This is a genomic window from Mycobacterium kubicae (assembly GCF_015689175.1).
In the GTDB taxonomy this organism is placed as follows: domain Bacteria; phylum Actinomycetota; class Actinomycetes; order Mycobacteriales; family Mycobacteriaceae; genus Mycobacterium; species Mycobacterium kubicae.
On record NZ_CP065047.1, the window covers coordinates 2,050,211 to 2,066,841 of the forward strand.

General features: G+C 66.3%; 16 protein-coding genes. 11 read left to right on the top strand and 5 right to left on the bottom strand.

Annotation, left to right across the window (positions count from 1 at the left end; genetic code table 11):
- Positions 1-190: 190 nt before the first annotated feature.
- From I2456_RS09780 to I2456_RS09810, 7 genes are all read left to right on the top strand, one after another.
- Positions 191-1,111 carry a DMT family transporter gene (locus tag I2456_RS09780; protein ID WP_082952063.1) on the top strand — a complete coding sequence of 307 codons (921 nt, stop codon included), beginning with the start codon at positions 191-193 and terminating at the stop codon, positions 1,109-1,111.
- A 136-nt stretch (positions 1,112-1,247) separates the two neighbouring features.
- Positions 1,248-2,183 carry a DMT family transporter gene (locus I2456_RS09785; RefSeq protein ID WP_163703817.1) on the top strand — a complete coding sequence of 312 codons (936 nt, stop codon included), beginning with the start codon at positions 1,248-1,250 and terminating at the stop codon, positions 2,181-2,183.
- Positions 2,184-2,202: 19 nt separating this feature from the next.
- Positions 2,203-2,892, top strand: a complete 690-nt coding sequence (locus I2456_RS09790; protein WP_085073219.1) for a class III extradiol ring-cleavage dioxygenase family protein — start codon at positions 2,203-2,205, stop codon at positions 2,890-2,892.
- A complete protein-coding gene (gene miaA, locus I2456_RS09795) occupies positions 2,889-3,818 on the top strand; it encodes a tRNA (adenosine(37)-N6)-dimethylallyltransferase MiaA (protein ID WP_085073218.1) in 930 nt (309 codons plus the stop codon). The genes I2456_RS09790 and miaA overlap by 4 nt, the downstream gene beginning before the upstream one ends.
- Before the next feature lie 4 nt (positions 3,819-3,822).
- Complete coding sequence (gene dapF / locus I2456_RS09800; protein WP_085073217.1) at positions 3,823-4,695, top strand: diaminopimelate epimerase; 873 nt, start codon at positions 3,823-3,825, stop codon at positions 4,693-4,695.
- Between the two features lie 46 nt (positions 4,696-4,741).
- A complete protein-coding gene (gene hflX / locus I2456_RS09805; RefSeq protein WP_068025405.1) occupies positions 4,742-6,178 on the top strand; it encodes a GTPase HflX in 1,437 nt (478 codons plus the stop codon).
- Positions 6,179-6,296: 118 nt separating this feature from the next.
- Entirely contained in the window at positions 6,297-7,457 is a 1,161-nt protein-coding gene (locus I2456_RS09810) for an acyl-CoA dehydrogenase family protein (protein ID WP_068160049.1), read from the top strand.
- A 14-nt stretch (positions 7,458-7,471) separates the two neighbouring features.
- On the opposite strand, the gene I2456_RS09815 is transcribed toward I2456_RS09810, so the two are convergent.
- Positions 7,472-8,653: a TerC/Alx family metal homeostasis membrane protein gene (locus tag I2456_RS09815; protein WP_068025410.1), complete on the bottom strand. Its 1,182-nt coding sequence runs from the start codon at positions 8,651-8,653 to the stop codon at positions 7,472-7,474.
- A gap of 290 nt (positions 8,654-8,943) precedes the next feature.
- Between I2456_RS09815 and I2456_RS09820 the strand changes: the two genes are divergently transcribed.
- On the top strand, positions 8,944-11,241 hold the full coding sequence (locus I2456_RS09820) for an LGFP repeat-containing protein (protein ID WP_174814184.1): 2,298 nt from the start codon (positions 8,944-8,946) through the stop codon (positions 11,239-11,241).
- A gap of 9 nt (positions 11,242-11,250) precedes the next feature.
- Here the strand turns inward: I2456_RS09820 and lexA are convergent, their stop codons facing one another.
- A complete protein-coding gene (lexA, locus tag I2456_RS09825) occupies positions 11,251-11,958 on the bottom strand; it encodes a transcriptional repressor LexA (protein WP_085073215.1) in 708 nt (235 codons plus the stop codon).
- A 296-nt stretch (positions 11,959-12,254) separates the two neighbouring features.
- Here lexA and I2456_RS09830 point away from each other — a divergent pair, with 296 nt between their 5' ends.
- From I2456_RS09830 to I2456_RS09840, 3 genes are all read left to right on the top strand, one after another.
- Complete coding sequence (locus I2456_RS09830; RefSeq protein ID WP_068160064.1) at positions 12,255-12,761, top strand: LysM peptidoglycan-binding domain-containing protein; 507 nt, start codon at positions 12,255-12,257, stop codon at positions 12,759-12,761.
- A 123-nt stretch (positions 12,762-12,884) separates the two neighbouring features.
- On the top strand, positions 12,885-13,349 hold the full coding sequence (gene nrdR, locus I2456_RS09835; protein ID WP_068025416.1) for a transcriptional regulator NrdR: 465 nt from the start codon (positions 12,885-12,887) through the stop codon (positions 13,347-13,349).
- A 26-nt stretch (positions 13,350-13,375) separates the two neighbouring features.
- Positions 13,376-13,861 (top strand): peroxynitrite isomerase, encoded by a 486-nt coding sequence (locus I2456_RS09840; protein ID WP_068160045.1) that lies wholly within the window; start codon positions 13,376-13,378, stop codon positions 13,859-13,861.
- Between the two features lie 4 nt (positions 13,862-13,865).
- On the opposite strand, the gene I2456_RS09845 is transcribed toward I2456_RS09840, so the two are convergent.
- Genes I2456_RS09845 through I2456_RS09855 form a run of 3 tightly spaced genes read right to left on the bottom strand, consistent with a single transcriptional unit; the run spans position 13,866 to position 16,612 of the window.
- Positions 13,866-14,552 (bottom strand): PhzF family phenazine biosynthesis protein, encoded by a 687-nt coding sequence (locus tag I2456_RS09845; protein ID WP_085073214.1) that lies wholly within the window; start codon positions 14,550-14,552, stop codon positions 13,866-13,868.
- Positions 14,553-14,571: 19 nt separating this feature from the next.
- Positions 14,572-15,597, bottom strand: a complete 1,026-nt coding sequence (locus tag I2456_RS09850) for an alpha/beta fold hydrolase (RefSeq protein ID WP_068025424.1) — start codon at positions 15,595-15,597, stop codon at positions 14,572-14,574.
- Positions 15,598-15,634: 37 nt separating this feature from the next.
- Positions 15,635-16,612 carry a proteasome assembly chaperone family protein gene (locus I2456_RS09855; RefSeq protein ID WP_085073213.1) on the bottom strand — a complete coding sequence of 326 codons (978 nt, stop codon included), beginning with the start codon at positions 16,610-16,612 and terminating at the stop codon, positions 15,635-15,637.
- Positions 16,613-16,631 lie beyond the last annotated feature (19 nt).

A 16,631-nucleotide genomic window follows, 5' to 3' on the forward strand; every position in this document is an offset into this window, starting at 1 on the left:
GCGAGCCAGGCGTCAAAACGCTTTTCGCTCTTGCGATCTGGCATCGATTGGCGGGCGGCGGGTAACAACTCAGTTGCCGTTCCGTTGCACCACGCAGGGGGCCTGCCGGGGCCGGTACGGTTGCCAAAGGCGTGCTGACTCGGCGGCTTCGGGGCCGCCGTGGCTGTGTTGCGTTGGGGGAGGGATCACCATCACCAAGGTCGAAATCGCCGCGCTGCTCGCGCTGGTCGCGGCACTCATCTCCGGTATCGGCGACGTGATTCGCCAGCGTTGCGCGCAGGAGATCACCGAGGAGGAGGTCGGCCATGTCGACTTGCTCCGCTTGTCCTTGCGCGACGTTCGATGGTGGATCGGCGGTGTCGCGGCCGTAGTCAGCGCCGCCCTGCAGGCGGTCGCGCTGGGGTTGGGGTCGGTGGTGTTGGTGCAGGCGCTGCAGGTGACGGCCTTGCTGTTCGCGCTGCCGGTATACGCGTGGCTGACCAAACACGGACTCAGCCGCCGGGAATGGGGCTGGGCGCTGCTGCTGGCCGCAGCGGTGGCGATCTTTGTCATCGTCGGTGAGCCCGCGGCCGGTTACCAACGGGCTTCCCTGGGCGCCTGGGCGGTAGTGGCCGTCATCCTCGGTCCGGCCATGGTGCTGTGCGTTTTGGGTGCGCGAATCTGGTCCGGCGCAGTGGCCGCAGTGTTGCTGTCGGTGGTGTCAGCGGCGTCGTGGGCGCTGTTCGCCGTGCTGACCAAGGCCATCGTCGGGGTGATTGGCGGTGGCTTGACCGCGCTGCTGGGCACGCCGGAGTTCTACGCCTGGGTACTGGTCGCCGCATTGGGCACGGTGTTTCAGCAATCGGCGTTTCGTGCCGGTGCGCTGACTGCCTCGCTGCCGACGATGACGGTCGCCGAGCCGGTGATCGCTTCGCTGCTGGGAGTCACCGTGCTCGGCGAGACACTCGGAGCCGGCGGCCTGGAACTGGTCACCTTGGTCGCGGCCATCGTCCTGATCGTGGCGGCAACGACCGCATTGGCCCGCGGCGAGGCCGCGAGCGTGGCCAGCGACGAGGCCGGCGAGGCCGACCTCCCGCACCTGTCACCCAGCGCTTACACAGCTCGCCCATAGCCGGCTACAGGTGATACTCAGGTCAGCGCGCAAGGATCGAGGACGTTAGAGTTGTTGAACTGCCAGCTAACACCAGGTGTACATGGACCTGGTCGGGGGAACGCTGCGCGGGAAACTGGGATTTGAGGGGTCACCCATGTCAAAGGTCGAGATCGCGGCAATCATTGCGCTGTTCGCCGCGCTGGCGTCTGCGACCGGTGATGTCATCCGGCAGCGGTCGGCCCACCAGATCACCGACAAAGAGGTCGGCCATTTGGCGCTGTTCGGGATGTCGCTGCGCGACACCCGCTGGTGGCTCGGCGGCATGGCGGCGGTGCTCAATTACAGCCTGCAGGCCCTGGCGCTGGCCTGGGCGTCGGTGATGCTGGTGACCGCGCTGCAGGTGACAGCGTTGCTGTTCGCGCTACCGATCTACGCCCGCGTCGCCCATCACCGCATCACCCGCTACGAGTGGCTGTGGGCGCTCGTGCTGGCCACCGCATTGGCTTTGGTGATCAGCGTCGGTGACCCGTCGGCCGGCCATCAGCGCGCGTCGTTGCACACCTGGATCATCGTCGGCGCGGTCATGGGGCCGCTGCTCGTGCTCTGCGTGGTGTTGGCGCGGATCTTCGCTGGCCGTCCGGTGGCCGCGATCCTGCTGGCCGTGGTGTCCGGTTCGTCGCTGGCGCTGTTCGCCGTCCTGACCAAAGGTGTCGTGGAGGTACTCGAAGACGGCTTCGGCGCGGTGCTGCGGGCACCGGAGTTCTATCCGTGGTTGCTGGTCGCCTTGGTCGGCATGGTGTTTCAGCAATCCGCGTTCCGCGCCGGCGCGCTGACGGCGTCCCTACCGACGATGACGGTGGCCAAGCCCGTGGTGGCCACCATCCTGGGCGTCACCGTGCTCGGCGAAACCCTGCACGTCCAGGGCCCCGAAGTGGTGGTGTTGATCGCTGCCGTGGCAGTGGTGATCACGGCGACGGTCGCACTGGCCCGCGGTGAAGCCGCCACCATGGTCGCCGAGACCGGCCTGGACAAGCTCAACGACAACGAGCCACTCGCCGACCCGGTCGTCGCCGTAGAGGGTCGGCCGTAGCGCCAGTTACTTTGGTGGCGTGCTGAGCGCCATCGTGATCATTCCCTGCGCGCCGGTGCTCGTTCCCGAGCTCGCCGGAACGGCCGCCGTTGAGCTGGCCGACCTGGCGGCGGCGGTGGCCGAGGCGGCAGCACAGCTTCCCGAGCACTGGGTTGCCGTCGGAGTAGGCCCCGACGAGCAAATCCTGACGGACCGCACCGGCACGTTCGCGGGGTTCGGCGTCGATCTGCGGGTGGGGCTTTCCCCGGCAGCGGTGGACAACGAGTCGCCCGGCGACTTGCCGCTGTGCGCGCTCCTGGCCGGCTGGGTGCGGGGCCGGGTCCGGCCGCAGGGCAGCGCCCAGGTTCGCGTCTACGCCGACGGCCTCGCGGGGGACGCCGCGCTTGCCCGCGGCCGACAGCTGCGGTCCGAGATCGACCAGGCGGCCAAATCAATCGGTGTGCTGGTCGTCGCCGACGGCGTCCACACCCTGACCCGGGCCGCCCCCGGCGGGTACGAACCCGCCAACGCTGATGCGCAGCTGGCCTGCGACGAGGCGCTGGCCACCGGTGATATCGCCGCCCTGACCGGCCTACCGCCACAGGTGCTCGGCCGGGTGGCGTTTCAGGTGCTGGCCGGCCTCGCCGAACCAGGGCCGCGCGCGGCCAAGGAGCTCTACCGTGGCGCCCCCTATGGGGTTGGTTATTTCGTCGGTGTCTGGCAGCCATGAGGCCGCTGGCCATCATCGGGCCCACCGGCACCGGCAAGTCACAACTAGCACTTGACGTCGTCGAACACCTCGCCGCCGAAGTAGCCGCCGAGGTCGTCAACGCCGATGCCACGCAGCTTTATCGCGGCATGGACATCGGGACAGCGAAACTGCCCGTCGCGCAGCGCCGGGGCATCCCGCATCACCAACTCGACGTCTTGGACGTCACGCAGACCGCTTCGGTCGCCCGCTACCAGCAGGCGGCAGCCGCCGATATCGAGGCGATTGCGGCCAGGGGAGCGGTGCCCGTGGTGGTGGGCGGGTCGATGCTCTACATCCAGTCTTTGCTCGACGACTGGTCTTTCCCGGCGACCGACCCAAGCGTGCGCGCCAAGTGGGAGCAGCGGCTGGCCGAAGTCGGCGTGGCCGGTCTGCACGCCGAACTCGCGCGCCGCGACCCGGCGGCGGCCGCGGTCATCTTGCCCACCGATCCGCGCCGCACGGTGCGGGCGCTGGAGGTGGTCGAACTCACCGGCCAGCCGTTCGCCGCGTCCGCACCACGCATCGGCCCGCCGCGCTGGGGTGCCGCGATCATCGGATTGGATTGTGAGACAACAATTTTGGACGAAAGGCTGCAGCGGCGCACCCTGACGATGTTCGACGACGGCCTGGTGGACGAGGTCCGCGGCCTACTCGATCACGGCCTGCGTGACGGCGTCACCGCTTCGCGGGCCCTGGGTTATGCCCAGGTGATCGCGGCCCTGGACGCCGGTGGTGGTCCGGATCGACTGCACGAGGCGCAGGAGCAGACGTTCATCGGCACGCGGCGCTATGTACGCCGACAACGCTCGTGGTTTCGCCGGGACCATCGCGTGCACTGGATCGACGTGGGCAGAGCCGATCGCGCCGTCGACGACGCACTGCGGGTGTGGCGGGACGTAACCTGAACAGGTGAGATTCGCCAAGGGCCACGGCACGCAGAACGACTTCGTGCTGCTGCCCGACGTCGAGGCCGAGCTCACCCTGACTGCCGCCGGGGTTGCCGCTTTGTGCGACCGGCGCCGGGGACTGGGCGCCGACGGCGTGCTGCGGGTCACCACCGCGGGGGCCGCGGTTTCCGCCGGCGTACTGGACCGCCTGCCCGACGGTGTGGGCGCGACCGACTGGTACATGGACTACCGCAACGCCGACGGATCCGTCGCGCAGATGTGCGGCAACGGTGTCCGGGTGTTCGCGCACTTTCTGAAGGCCAGCGGGCTGGAGGGGCGCGACGAGTTCGTGGTCGGGTCACTGGCCGGGCCACGCCTGGTCACCCTGCACCACGCCGATCAGACCAGCGCGGACATCACCGTCGACATGGGCAAGGCCAACAAGCTGGGCGCCGGGGAAGCCACCGTCGGCGGCCGGCGGTTCACCGGGGTGGCCGTCGACGTCGGCAACCCCCATCTGGCGTGCACCGACACGGCGCTGACCGTCGAAGACCTGGCCGCCTTGGACGTCGCGGCGCCAGTCGATTTCGACCACGACCAGTTCCCCGACGGCGTCAACGTCGAAGTACTCACGCGGCCCGCGAATGGGGTGATCTGGATGCGGGTACACGAACGCGGCGTGGGAGAAACCCGTTCGTGCGGCACCGGGACCGTGGCGGCGGCCGTCGCCGCACTGGCAGCCGACGGAGCCGAGACCGGCACGCTTACCGTGCGGGTGCCAGGCGGTGACGTCACCGTCACCGTCACCGACGCCACCAGCTTCCTGCGCGGTCCGTCGGTACTGGTGGCACACGGCGAACTGAGTGAGGAATGGTGGCGGTCCCAGCAGCGTTAATTCAGGTGCGCGACACCGATTTTGCGTGCAACATTGCAAGTTGCCTATGAATCAACCAGAGAGACATCCCGAAATTCCTTATTCCACTGCGCCGGCTGCCGAACCGAGCACCGGCGAACTCGCCTTAGAAGACCGCTCGGCGCTGCGCCGTGTCGCGGGGTTGTCGACCGAACTGGCCGACATCTCCGAGGTCGAATACCGCCAGCTACGACTCGAGCGAGTCGTGCTTGTCGGCGTCTGGACCGACGGCACCGCCGCCGAGAACCAGGCGAGCCTCGCCGAGCTTGCCGCCCTGGCCGAGACCGCCGGATCACAGGTCCTCGAAGGCCTCATCCAGCGCCGCGACAAGCCCGATCCATCGACCTACATCGGATCGGGCAAGGCTGCCGAACTGCGCCAAGTGGTCGTCGCGACCGGCGCCGACACCGTCATCTGCGACGGCGAGCTCTCACCGGCCCAACTGACCGCGCTGGAGAAGGCCGTCAAGGTCAAGGTCATCGACCGCACCGCGCTGATCCTGGACATCTTCGCCCAGCACGCGACCAGCCGCGAAGGCAAGGCCCAGGTGGCGCTGGCCCAGATGGAGTACATGCTGCCCCGGCTGCGCGGTTGGGGTGAGTCGATGTCACGGCAGGCCGGTGGCCGCGCCGGCGGCAGCGGCGGCGGAGTAGGGCTGCGTGGTCCCGGTGAAACCAAGATCGAGACCGACCGGCGCCGCATCCGCGAACGGATGTCCAAGCTGCGCCGCGACATCAAGGCGATGAAGCAGGTCCGCGACACCCAGCGCAGCCGCCGGTTGCACAGCGACATGCCGTCGATCGCCATCGTCGGCTACACCAACGCGGGCAAATCGAGCATCCTCAACGCCCTCACCGATGCCGGTGTGCTGGTGCAGGACGCCCTGTTCGCCACCTTGGAGCCCACCACTCGCCGCGCCGCGTTCGAGGACGGCCGGCCGTTTGTGCTGACCGACACCGTCGGGTTCGTCCGTCACCTGCCCACCCAACTGGTCGAGGCGTTCCGGTCCACGCTGGAAGAGGTCCTCGACGCCGATCTGCTGGTACACGTCGTCGACGGGTCCGACGTCAACCCGTTGGCACAGGTCAGCGCGGTGCGGCAGGTCGTCTCCGAGGTCGTCGCCGACCACAACGGCGAAGCGCCGGCCGAACTGCTGGTCGTCAACAAAGTCGACGCCGCAAGCGACCTTATGCTCGCCCAGCTGCGGCACGAGCTGCCCGGCGCGGTGTTCGTCTCCGCCCGGACCGGGGACGGTATCGCAGGGTTGCGGCGACGCATGGCCGAGCTTGCCGTTCCCACCGACACCGCCGTGGACGTGGTGATCCCGTACGACCGCGGCGACCTGGTGGCCCGAGTGCACGCCGATGGCCGCGTGCAGGAAGCCGAGCACAACTCCCACGGCACCCGGATCAAGGCCCGAGTGCCCGTGGCCCTGGCCGCCAGCCTGCAGCAATACGCCACCTAGCCGACGAGCCGCGACGCGCGGACGCCGGCTCCCGCTGCGCCCGCTGCCGACCAACCGTCTGGTTGGTATATCTTGGGCGGCAGAGATCGCTTCGATTGATTAGCCGGAGGTCGTAGGCATGGGCAGTGCCGTCAAATACCAGCGCACTCTTTTCGAACCCGAGCACGACTTGTTCCGCGAGTCTTACCGTGGCTTCCTGGAGCGCCACGTCGCCCCGTACCACGACGAGTGGGAGAAGGCCAAGATCGTCGACCGCGGCGTGTGGCTCGAGGCCGGCAAACAAGGCTTCCTGGGCATGGCGGTGCCCGAAGAGTACGGCGGCGGCGGCGACCCCGACTTCCGGTACAACACCATCATCACCGAAGAAACCACCGCCGGACGCTTCAGCGGGATCGGTTTCGGCCTGCACAATGACATCGTCGCGCCCTACCTGCTGGCGCTGGCCACCGAAGAGCAGAAGCAGCGCTGGCTGCCCAAGTTCTGCACCGGTGAACTCATCACCGCGATTGCCATGACCGAGCCGGGCACCGGTAGCGACTTGCAGGGCATCAAGACCCGCGCCGTCAAGCAAGGTGACCACTACGTGCTCAACGGGTCAAAGACGTTCATTACCAACGGAATCAACGCCGATCTGGTTCTGGTTGTCGCCCAAACCGACCCGGAGAAGGGTGCGCAGGGCTTCTCGCTGCTCGCCGTTGAGCGCGGCATGGACGGTTTCGAACGCGGCCGACACCTGGACAAGATCGGCCTGGACGCCCAGGACACCGCCGAACTGTCGTTCACCGACGTGCATGTTCCGGCCGAAAACCTGCTCGGCCAGGAGGGCATGGGCTTCATTTACCTGATGCAGAACCTGCCGCAGGAACGCATCTCGATCGCCATCATGGCCGCCGCCGCGATGGAGACGGTGCTCGAGCAAACGCTGCAGTACACCAAGGAGCGCAAGGCGTTCGGCAGATCCATCGGCAACTTTCAGAACAGCCGGTTCGTGCTGGCCGAGTTGGCCACCGAGGCCACCGTGGTGCGCATGATGGTCGATCAGTTCATCGCGTTGCACCTGGAGGGAAAGCTGACCGCCGAGCAGGCCGCCATGGCCAAGTGGTACTCGACCGAGAAGCAGGTCCACCTGATCGACCGCTGCCTGCAGCTGCACGGCGGATACGGCTACATGCGCGAATACCCGGTGGCCCGCGCCTATCTCGATGCCCGGGTGCAGACCATTTACGGCGGCACCACCGAGATCATGAAAGAGATCATCGGCCGCAGCCTCGGCGTGTGACGCCTGCGGTGGGCCTACCCGTGTGCCTCGTGCGCGTCGTGGGCGCGCTGCCGTAACTGGGTCAGTTCGGCTTCCTGCTCGATCTCGATGCGGAATTTCATTGGCAGCAAGTCGATTTCGCGCTCGGCGTCCAGAAATTCGGCGAACAGTTTCTCGCGTTCGGCACGGTCGGCTTCAGGGTGCAGATCGAGGTATTCCACGGCGTGCCTGCGGGCGCGCGATGCGGCGTTCTGCTTACGCCCGCGCCCGGAGAACAGCGACGCCACGGCGGTGATCACCAAAACGACAACGATGACCGTCAACGATATCGCCGTACTCACTTCCACCACCGGCACCGGATTGCCATGGTTGATGAAGGGAATGTTGTTGTCGTTCAGGGCTTCCAGCATGAGCTTGATGCCGATGAAGCCGAGAATCGCGGCCAGGCCGTAGGACAGATAGATCAGTCGGTCCAACAAGTTGTCCAGCAGGAAGTACAGCTGACGCAAGCCCAGTAGCGAGAACGCGGTAGCGGCGAAGATCAGGTAGACGTTTTGAGTCAGGCCGAACATTGCCGGTACCGAATCGAATGCGAAGAGCACGTCGCTACCACCGACGGCGACCATCACCAACAGCAATGGGGTCATCACCCGCTTGCCGTTCTCGGTGATCACCAACCGGTCACCGTCATAGTGCTCTGAGGTCCGCAGGAACCGGTTGGCCAGGCGAATGATCACATTGTCGGCGTTGCGGCTCTCGGCCCCTTCGGGTTTGACGAGGTTGCCGGCCATGACCAGCAGCGCCAGCCCGAACAAATAGAAGGCCATGTTGAAGTTGTCGATGAGCGCTGCGCCGAGCACGATGAAGACGGTGCGCGCGACCAGAGCGAACGCGATGCCGAAGAGCAGAACCTTTTGCTGGGCTACCCGGGGTACCGCGAAGCTGCTCATGATCACCAGGAACACGAACAAGTTGTCCACCGACAGCGCTTCATTACTCAGATAACCGGCGAAATACTCGATGGCCATGCCGGTGGTGCCGAAGACGGCGACCCCGACGCCGAACACGATCGCGATGCCGATATAGATGCCAGACCAGATTGCCGCTTCACGTAGCGTCGGCACGTGGGTATCGCGGACGTGGAAGAAGTAATCGAAGAAAAGCAGGCCCGCGATCATGACGATCGTGAAGGCCCAGACAACTCCGGAAACACCCATCGCTGCTGGGTTTCCTCTCAGGGCATCGGTCCGGCGGCGGTCTTCGGCACGGTATCCCACCCGCTCATAGGGGCGCACCTCGGTGGTTCCCGCGGCGCGCGCGGTCCGGCATCATTTCGACATCGGCTGGGTATCCGTTTCCGTAATATTTTTGATTTGGCTTCGCATTTGTCGCTCGCCATAGCAAAGTTGTGCGCGCCTGGCGACGATGCGGATCGTAACTGGGTCACGGCCCACGGCGGGAAAACCGCCGGCTCGCAAGGCGGGCAGGGCAGCGGCTGGGAGGCTTGGTGAGCGGGCAGAGAGGTCAATTGAGCAGGCTGGTCGGACGGGCACTGGTCAGCTTGGCGGCTACCGCCGTGCTGGCCGTATTCGCTGCACCCACCGTGGCGGCATCTCCGATCGGCGACGCGGAAGCGGCCATGATGGCGGCTTGGGACAAGGCCGGCGGCGACACTTCAACTCTCGGCGCCCGCAAGGGCGACGTCTACCCCGTGGGCGACGGGTTCGCGCTCGACTTCGACGCCGGCAGAATGTTCTTCACTCCCGCCACCGGCGCCAAGTACATGTACGGCCCGATCCTCGACAAGTACCAAGCACTGGGCGGGCCGGACGGCAGCGATCTGGGATTCCCGACCATCAACGAGGTACCCGGCTTGGCCGGCCCGGACAGTCGGGTCAGTACCTTCTCCGCCAGCGACAACCCGGTCATTTTCTGGACGCCCGACCACGGCGCGTTCGTGGTGCGCGGCGCGCTCAACGCCGCCTGGGACAAATTGGGCAGCTCCGGGGGTGCGATCGGCGTTCCGGTGGGTGACGAAACCTACGACGGCGAGGTCACCTCGCAGAAGTTCAGCGGCGGTGACATCAGCTGGAACAGAAAGACCAAACAGTTCAGCACCACTCCGCCGGCCCTGGCCGATCAGCTCAAGGATTTGCAGGTTGCCATCGACCCCACCGCGGCCATCAATATGGCGTGGCGCGCCGCTGGCGGCGCCACCGGCCCCTTGGGCGCCAAGAAGGGCGGCCAGTATCCGATCGGCGGGGACGGGTTAGCGCAGGACTTCGCCGGCGGCAAGGTGTTCTTCAGCCCCGCTACCGGTGCCAACGCCGTCGAAAGCGACATCCTGGCGAAGTACGAGTCGCTGGGCGGACCGGTGAGCAGCGACCTGGGTTTCCCGATCGCCAACGAGGCGGACGGCGGCATCGGGCCGGCCAGTCGGGTGGCGACGTTCTCCGCCGCCGACAAGCCGGTGATTTTCTGGACGCCAGATCATGGCGCGTTCGTCGTGCGCGGGGCCATCAAGGCCGCGTGGGACAAGCTCAAAGGAGCCAGCGGGAAGCTGGGCGCACCGGTCGGTGACCAGACCGTCGACGGCGACGTGATCGCCCAGAAGTTCACCGGCGGCAAGATCGCGTGGAACCGCGCGAAGAACACGTTCAGCACGGATCCGGCCAACCTGGCACCACTGCTGTCCGGCCTGCAGGTGTCCGGGCAGAACCAGCCCAGCGCGTCGACTCCACCGCCGCACGGCAAGACGTTCACCTGGCACTGGTGGTGGCTGGCAGCCGCCGTCCCGGTGCTGCTGCTGATCGTCATGTCGGTACTGGTGATCAACGGGATGCGCCGGCGACGAGCGCGGCAGGACACGGCCGTCCCCGCCTACCCGCCCGACCTGGACGCTTATGCACGGGAACCGGAGCCGGCCGCCGGATACGAGCCGGATCCCGAGGGCCGCTGGTCACACGACGACCTGGACTACGGTTCGGAACGTTTCCCGCTGAGCGACGACAATCCGCCCGAGCAGGCGGCCGAAGACGCCGAGGTGGTGCCGCGGGTCAGCTGGCGCCGGGGCGCTGACGGGCCGCCGGAGGAGCCGGAGCCGGTACCGAGCGGCGGCGCCTATGGCACCGACTCCGAGCAACACTTCGAGTCCCAAGACGACGAAGATCCCGACTCGGTGGACACCACACCCATCCGCCCGGTGACCCAAGCCGACTTGGCCGAGCCGATCTCTTTCGAGCCGCACGTGCCGGAGACCGCCGCCCCGGAAGCCTTCGCCGTTCCGGAAACCGTCGTGGCCGAGGTGGTCGTTCCCGAAACTCAGCTGCCCGAATCCGACGTTCCAGAAGCCGCCCGACCCGATGTTGCGGCTGACGACGATCTGGCGGACTCGGCGTTCCCCGACACCTTCTATGCGAGTGACTCGCGCACCGAGTCCCTCGTGCTGGACAGCGCCGCGGCCGACGGGGCGAACGCCGCTGCTGAGGGCCGCGGCGGCCGGCATGCAGCCGCCGACCCCGACATCGATGCCGTTGAAGAAGGCGGGCAAGGGGCCAACGAATACGGCGGGCAGACCCAAGTCGCCGCCGCGACGGCCGGCGCAAACGCGTCAGGGCGCCCGATGATCCATCTGCCGCTGGACCACGATCCTTATCAGCCGCCCGACGGATATCCGATCAAGGCCAGCGCCCGCTTCGGCTTGTACTACACGCCGACCAGCGCGCTGTATCACGACACTCTCGCCGAAATCTGGTTCGCCAATGAGGATGTGGCGCAAGCCAACGGCTTCGTCAAGGCGGACTGATCCTCCTCGCTACACCTTGCGAATCACGGTGACGACCTTGCCCAGCACGGTCGCATCGTTGCCGGGAATGGGGTCGAAGGCCGGGTTGTGCGGCATCAACCAGATCTGACCGCCTGCTCGGCGGAACGTCTTCACCGTCGCTTCGCCCTCGATCATCGCGGCCACGATGTCGCCGTTGTCCGCGACGTTCTGCTGACGCACCACCACCCAGTCACCGTCGCAGATGGCCGCCTCGACCATCGAGTCACCGACCACCTTGAGCAGGAACAGCGTTCCCTCGCCGACCAACTCCCGCGGCAGCGGGAAAACGTCCTCGACGGCTTCTTCGGCCAGAATGGGGCCACCGGCCGCGATACGCCCCAGCACGGGCACGAAGGTGGGCTCCGGTAGCGCGTCCGATCCGGCGACGTCGGTCACCGGCGGCGTCACCCCGTCGTCGGCGCCGCGCACATCGACCGCCCGCGGACGGTTCGGATCTCGCCGCAGGTAGCCCTTTCGCTCCAGGGTGCGCAATTGGTGAGCAACCGAGGAAGTCGACGTCAGGCCGACGGCGTCGCCGATCTCCCGGATGCTCGGCGGGTATCCGCGACTGGTCACCGAGGCGCGGATGACATTGAGGATGGTTCGCTGCCGCTCGGTCAGCGATGAATCGAAGCTATGCGAGCGGCCATCACTGGCCACTCCGTCAGGGGCGGACGTGTCATTGCTTTCGCTCATGGCACCGAATGTAACGCCATCCGAGGCAGGAATCAAACATGTGTTCGACCGGTGTGTCGTGCGGGCGAAAAAAGATGTCTCAAATCGGCAAAGATTAGTGAATTACAAAGGCGTAACTTTTTGATAGATCGGGTATCCGCGACTTATGCAGCTGCTAGCAGCCGGCAAGGGCTTGTCGGTGGTCACGTCTAACGTTTGGCTCGTGCGACACGCGTCGATCAAATGTTCGGATGTCGAACACATGAGCGACTATGGTCGAACACACGAGCGATAAGAAGTCGACCGGAGGACTCGAAATGACAATGATCTACACAGACCCGTCGCGTATGCCGAACGGGCACAGGGTTCTTTCCCGGCCGATCACCCGGCCGCTGAACGAGCCGTCGGCCTGCCGCTCCGGGCAGGTTCGCTCCCGTCGGCCGGCATCGTCGCGCCCGGCCGGTGCTCCGATGCGGTACCGGGGGACCGGGGTCGCCATGTCGACGGCCCCGCATCGCCGCCGCGCGGTCAGTGTGGCCACCACGATCGGGTTGGCCGTGCTTGCCGGCCTGATCACCCTGTGGCTCGGGCTCATCGCCGACTTCGGCGGGGCGATGAACAACCAGTCCGGCGATACCTCCTCTCGTGTTCCCGACTCACTCGCCGTGGTGCGCGTCGAACCGGGCGAGTCGCTGCAGGACGTCGCCGCCCGGGTTGCTCCCGGTGCGCCCGCTCGCCAGGTCGCCGAGGAGATCCGTGACCTCAACGGGCTGACGTCCTCGACGGTTAGCGCCGGTCAGACCCTCATCGCACCGGTCGGCTGAGGGCGTGCCGCGGCGTCCACGCCGGTTCTGCCGAGCGTGATGGCGACGGGCGGCCGAAACTGTGCACCGGTACGCTCGGAGTGGTTCTCGGTTTTCGGACGCTAGCGCGGCAAAGGAGCGGCCATGCACTGCCCGTTCTGCCGGCATCCCGATTCGCGGGTCATCGATTCCCGGGAAACCGACGAGGGTCAGGCGATTCGTCGTCGACGGTCGTGCCCGGAGTGTGGTCGGCGGTTTTCCACCGTTGAGACCGCGGTTCTGGCGGTGGTCAAGCGCAGCGGAGTCACCGAACCGTTCAGTCGGGAGAAAGTCATCAGCGGTGTGCGTCGCGCGTGCCAGGGTCGTCAGGTCGACGACGACGCGTTGAACCTGCTGGCCCAGCAGGTGGAAGACACCGTGCGCGCTGCGGGGTCACCGGAAGTCCCCAGTCAAGAAGTCGGCTTGGCGATCCTGGCGCCGTTGCGGGAATTGGACGAAGTGGCCTACCTGCGCTTCGCTTCGGTGTACCGGTCCTTTTCGTCGGCCGACGACTTCGTACGGGAGATCGAAGCGCTGCGCTCCCACCGCCAGGTCTCGACCCCAAGCTGACCGCCGCGCGCCGCTAGGCTGCTGTCATGCCGCCCGAGCTGCATCCTGATGTCGCGCCGCTGGCACCCCTGTTGGGTGTCTGGTCGGGTCGCGGCGCCGGTGAGTATCCGACGATCGAGCCGTTCGAATACTTCGAGGAAGTGGTCTTCGGTCACGTCGGCAAGCCCTTTCTGGTGTACGGCCAAAAGACCAAAGCGGTCGCTGACGGCAAGCCGTTGCACGCCGAGACGGGATATCTGCGGGTGCCACAACCCGGGCACGTCGAGTTGGTGTTGGCACACCCCAGCGGTATCACCGAGATCGAGGTCGGCACCTATTCGGTCACCGACAACGTCATCGAAGTCGACATGGCGACCACGGAGATCGGACTGACCCCGACGGCCAAAGAGGTGTCCGCACTTGGCCGCTCGCTGCGGATCGACGGCGACGAGCTGTCCTACTCGCTGCGCATGGGCGCCGTCGGTCAGCCACTGCAACACCACCTGGCCGCACTGCTGCACCGTCAGCGCTGAGTGGTCAATTCATCTCTCGCACACCGTCGTTGACGACGCGCCCGGCGAGCCGTACCCAGCCATCGGCGCCCCACCTGGTGGTCAGTACCGACCCGATGCCTTGGGTGATGGCCAGGTCGCGGCTGAGGTGGTCGGTCATCCTGATCGCCGCCGAACCGGTTGCCTCGTCCTCCGTCACACCGAGATTGGCGGCGAAGAACCGGGCGCGCAGCGCTCCGAGGTCCTCGTCGGTCCACGCCCACAAGTAATGAGCGGTGTCGTCGGGGAAGTCGGCGGGGTCAGCGGCCAGCACCGCTTGGGCCGAACCCAAGTCGTGAATAGCGAATTCGGGGGCCCAAGCCGCGCGTGCGCTGACGAAGGTCAGGTCGTCCTGGTAGCTCACCTGCACCAATCCGGCCGGCACCCGCAAGGTGTTGATCGGCGTGCCCAGTTGGCGCAACCACCATGGCGCTCCGACGCTCGGATGACCGGCGAACGGCAACTCGGTGCCGGGGGTGTAGATGGTGGCATGCGCCGTCGTCGACCCAGCGGCAGGCAGTTGGACGAAAATGGTTTCGCTGTAACCTAATTGGGTGGCCAGTCGCTGGCGATCGCCGGGTCCCACCGTGCTGGCGTCGACCACTCCGAGCGGATTGCCGAAGTTACCGGCCGAGTCGGTGAAGACCCGCAATACGGTGACGTCCACGCCCATCGTCGGAACCTGCGAAGGTTCAGGTGGCGCTGCGTTCGTCAGAGCCCATCGCGTTCAACACGGCGACGCGGGTGTCCGCGGAGCCGGTAACGGTCCGCTCTCCGCCGCCGGTGCGCAGTAACTGACGCAGCGCGGTCTGGTCGTATTCGGCGGGCTGAGTGCTGTCTATGAAGCGCTGCACCACGTCGATGAAGCGAGCCGGGTCGTCGTGGAAGGGGAAATGGCCTGAGCGCTCGAATATTTCGAGCCGGGAGTCGGGCATCGCCGCATGCGCCATGTATGCGTGCTGGACCGGAACCACGACGTCCTGGCGACCCCAAATGATCTGCACGGGAATGGCTTCGGTCAAATAACATCGATCCAGCATCGTGACGATCTGCCCGCGCCAATCCACCACCGCTCGCAACGTGCGGCTGAACGCCGCCGACGCCGTCGGCTCCGGTAAGTCGTCCAAGATCCGCAGCACGTTGGGCAGGTCCCGGCCCAGGCTGGTGGACCCGATCGCCTGGCCGGCCAACCGGCCCGCCAGCTGAACCGCCGGCAGCACCAACGGCAGGCGCAACAGGGCCAACGCTTCACTGCCCATCGGCAGCGACGCCAGCCGGAAGACGACGTTGACATCCTTGGTGACGCCGCCGGCGCCCACCAAGATCAGCCGCTCCACCAAATGCGGGAATTGGTAAGCGAATTGCATTGCCACACCGCCGCCCAGTGAATGGCCGACGATGGTCACCCGCTCGATGTCGAGCACGCTGAGCAGATCCCGCATGCCGTTGGCGTATGCCGCGACCGAATAGTCGGCGCGGGGCTTGTCAGACTTGCCGTGGCCCAACAGGTCCGGCGCGATGACGGTGAACCGCTGGGCCAATTTGGCCTGGATGCCGCTCCATGTCGTGGAGTTGTCGCCGATGCCGTGGATCAGCAGGATCGCCGGCCCCGATCCAGCGATCCGGTACGCGCGTTTGTACCCGTGAATCGTGCGGAACTGCAGCGTCGGCGCAGTCACTTCCCGCACTGGGCGAAGATTGCCCTTACGCTCGGTCATCTCGCCCCAACCTCGTTGTCTGGCCAACTAACGGCGTCTAATTCGAGTCGTCATCGTCGAACTTCTTCTCTGCCTGCTGAGCCAGGAATCGCTCGAACTCCGCGCCAAGCTCGTCTCCGCTCGGCAGTTCTTCGTCATGCGCTAGTAAGGATCTGTTTTCCTGAGCGTCGATGAATGCATCGTACTGGCGCTCAAGGGCTGTCACCACTTGAGCGACTTCGGCGCTCCCTTGAACCTGTTCGTCGATCTTGGTCCGAATCTCCGCGGCCGCCTCGACCAGCGCAGTGAGCGGCAGTTGCAAGGAACCGGTCTTGGCCACTTGCTCGAGCAGCGCATGGGCCGCGGCGGGGTAGTCGGTCTGGGTCAGGTAGTGCGGCACGTGCACGGTGAACCCGACCACCTCGTGACCGTTCTGGGCCATGCGGTACTCGAGCAGGTTGGACGCGCTGCCGGGCACCTGGATCTCGGAGATCCAGGGCTGGAAATCCGCGATCAGTTCCTTGTTGTTGGAGTGCGCGGTCATGGTGATCGGCCGGGTGTGCGGCACCGCCATCGGCACGGTGCCCAGGCCGATGGTCTGGCGCACCCCGAGGTGCTCGGCCAGCAGTCGGACGGCGGTGATGAAGCGCTCCCACTTCAGATCGGGTTCCATGCCGGAGAGCAGCAGAAACGGGGTCCCGATGCTGTCGCGCAGCGCATACAAACTCAGTTCGGGATCGTCGTATTTGGTGAAGTGGTCGGTCTTGAACGTCATCAGAGGACGCCGGGAGCGGTAGTCCAGCAACTCGTCGATCGCGAACGACGCGACCAATTCGGTGTCCAGCGCGGCTTTGAGGTGGGCAGCGGCCAGCTTGATCGCATGACCGGCATCGGAGAAGCCCTCCAAGGCATGCACCATCACCGGGCCGCGGCCATCGTTCGTCGACAACTGGGGCGCTGGGAACTCCAGCTCGTACAAGCCGGATTGCCCCGGCAAATAGCCGGGCGCCTCGTTCGGGTCGCGATCTTGGGCCATGGTGTTGCCTCCTTTCGGG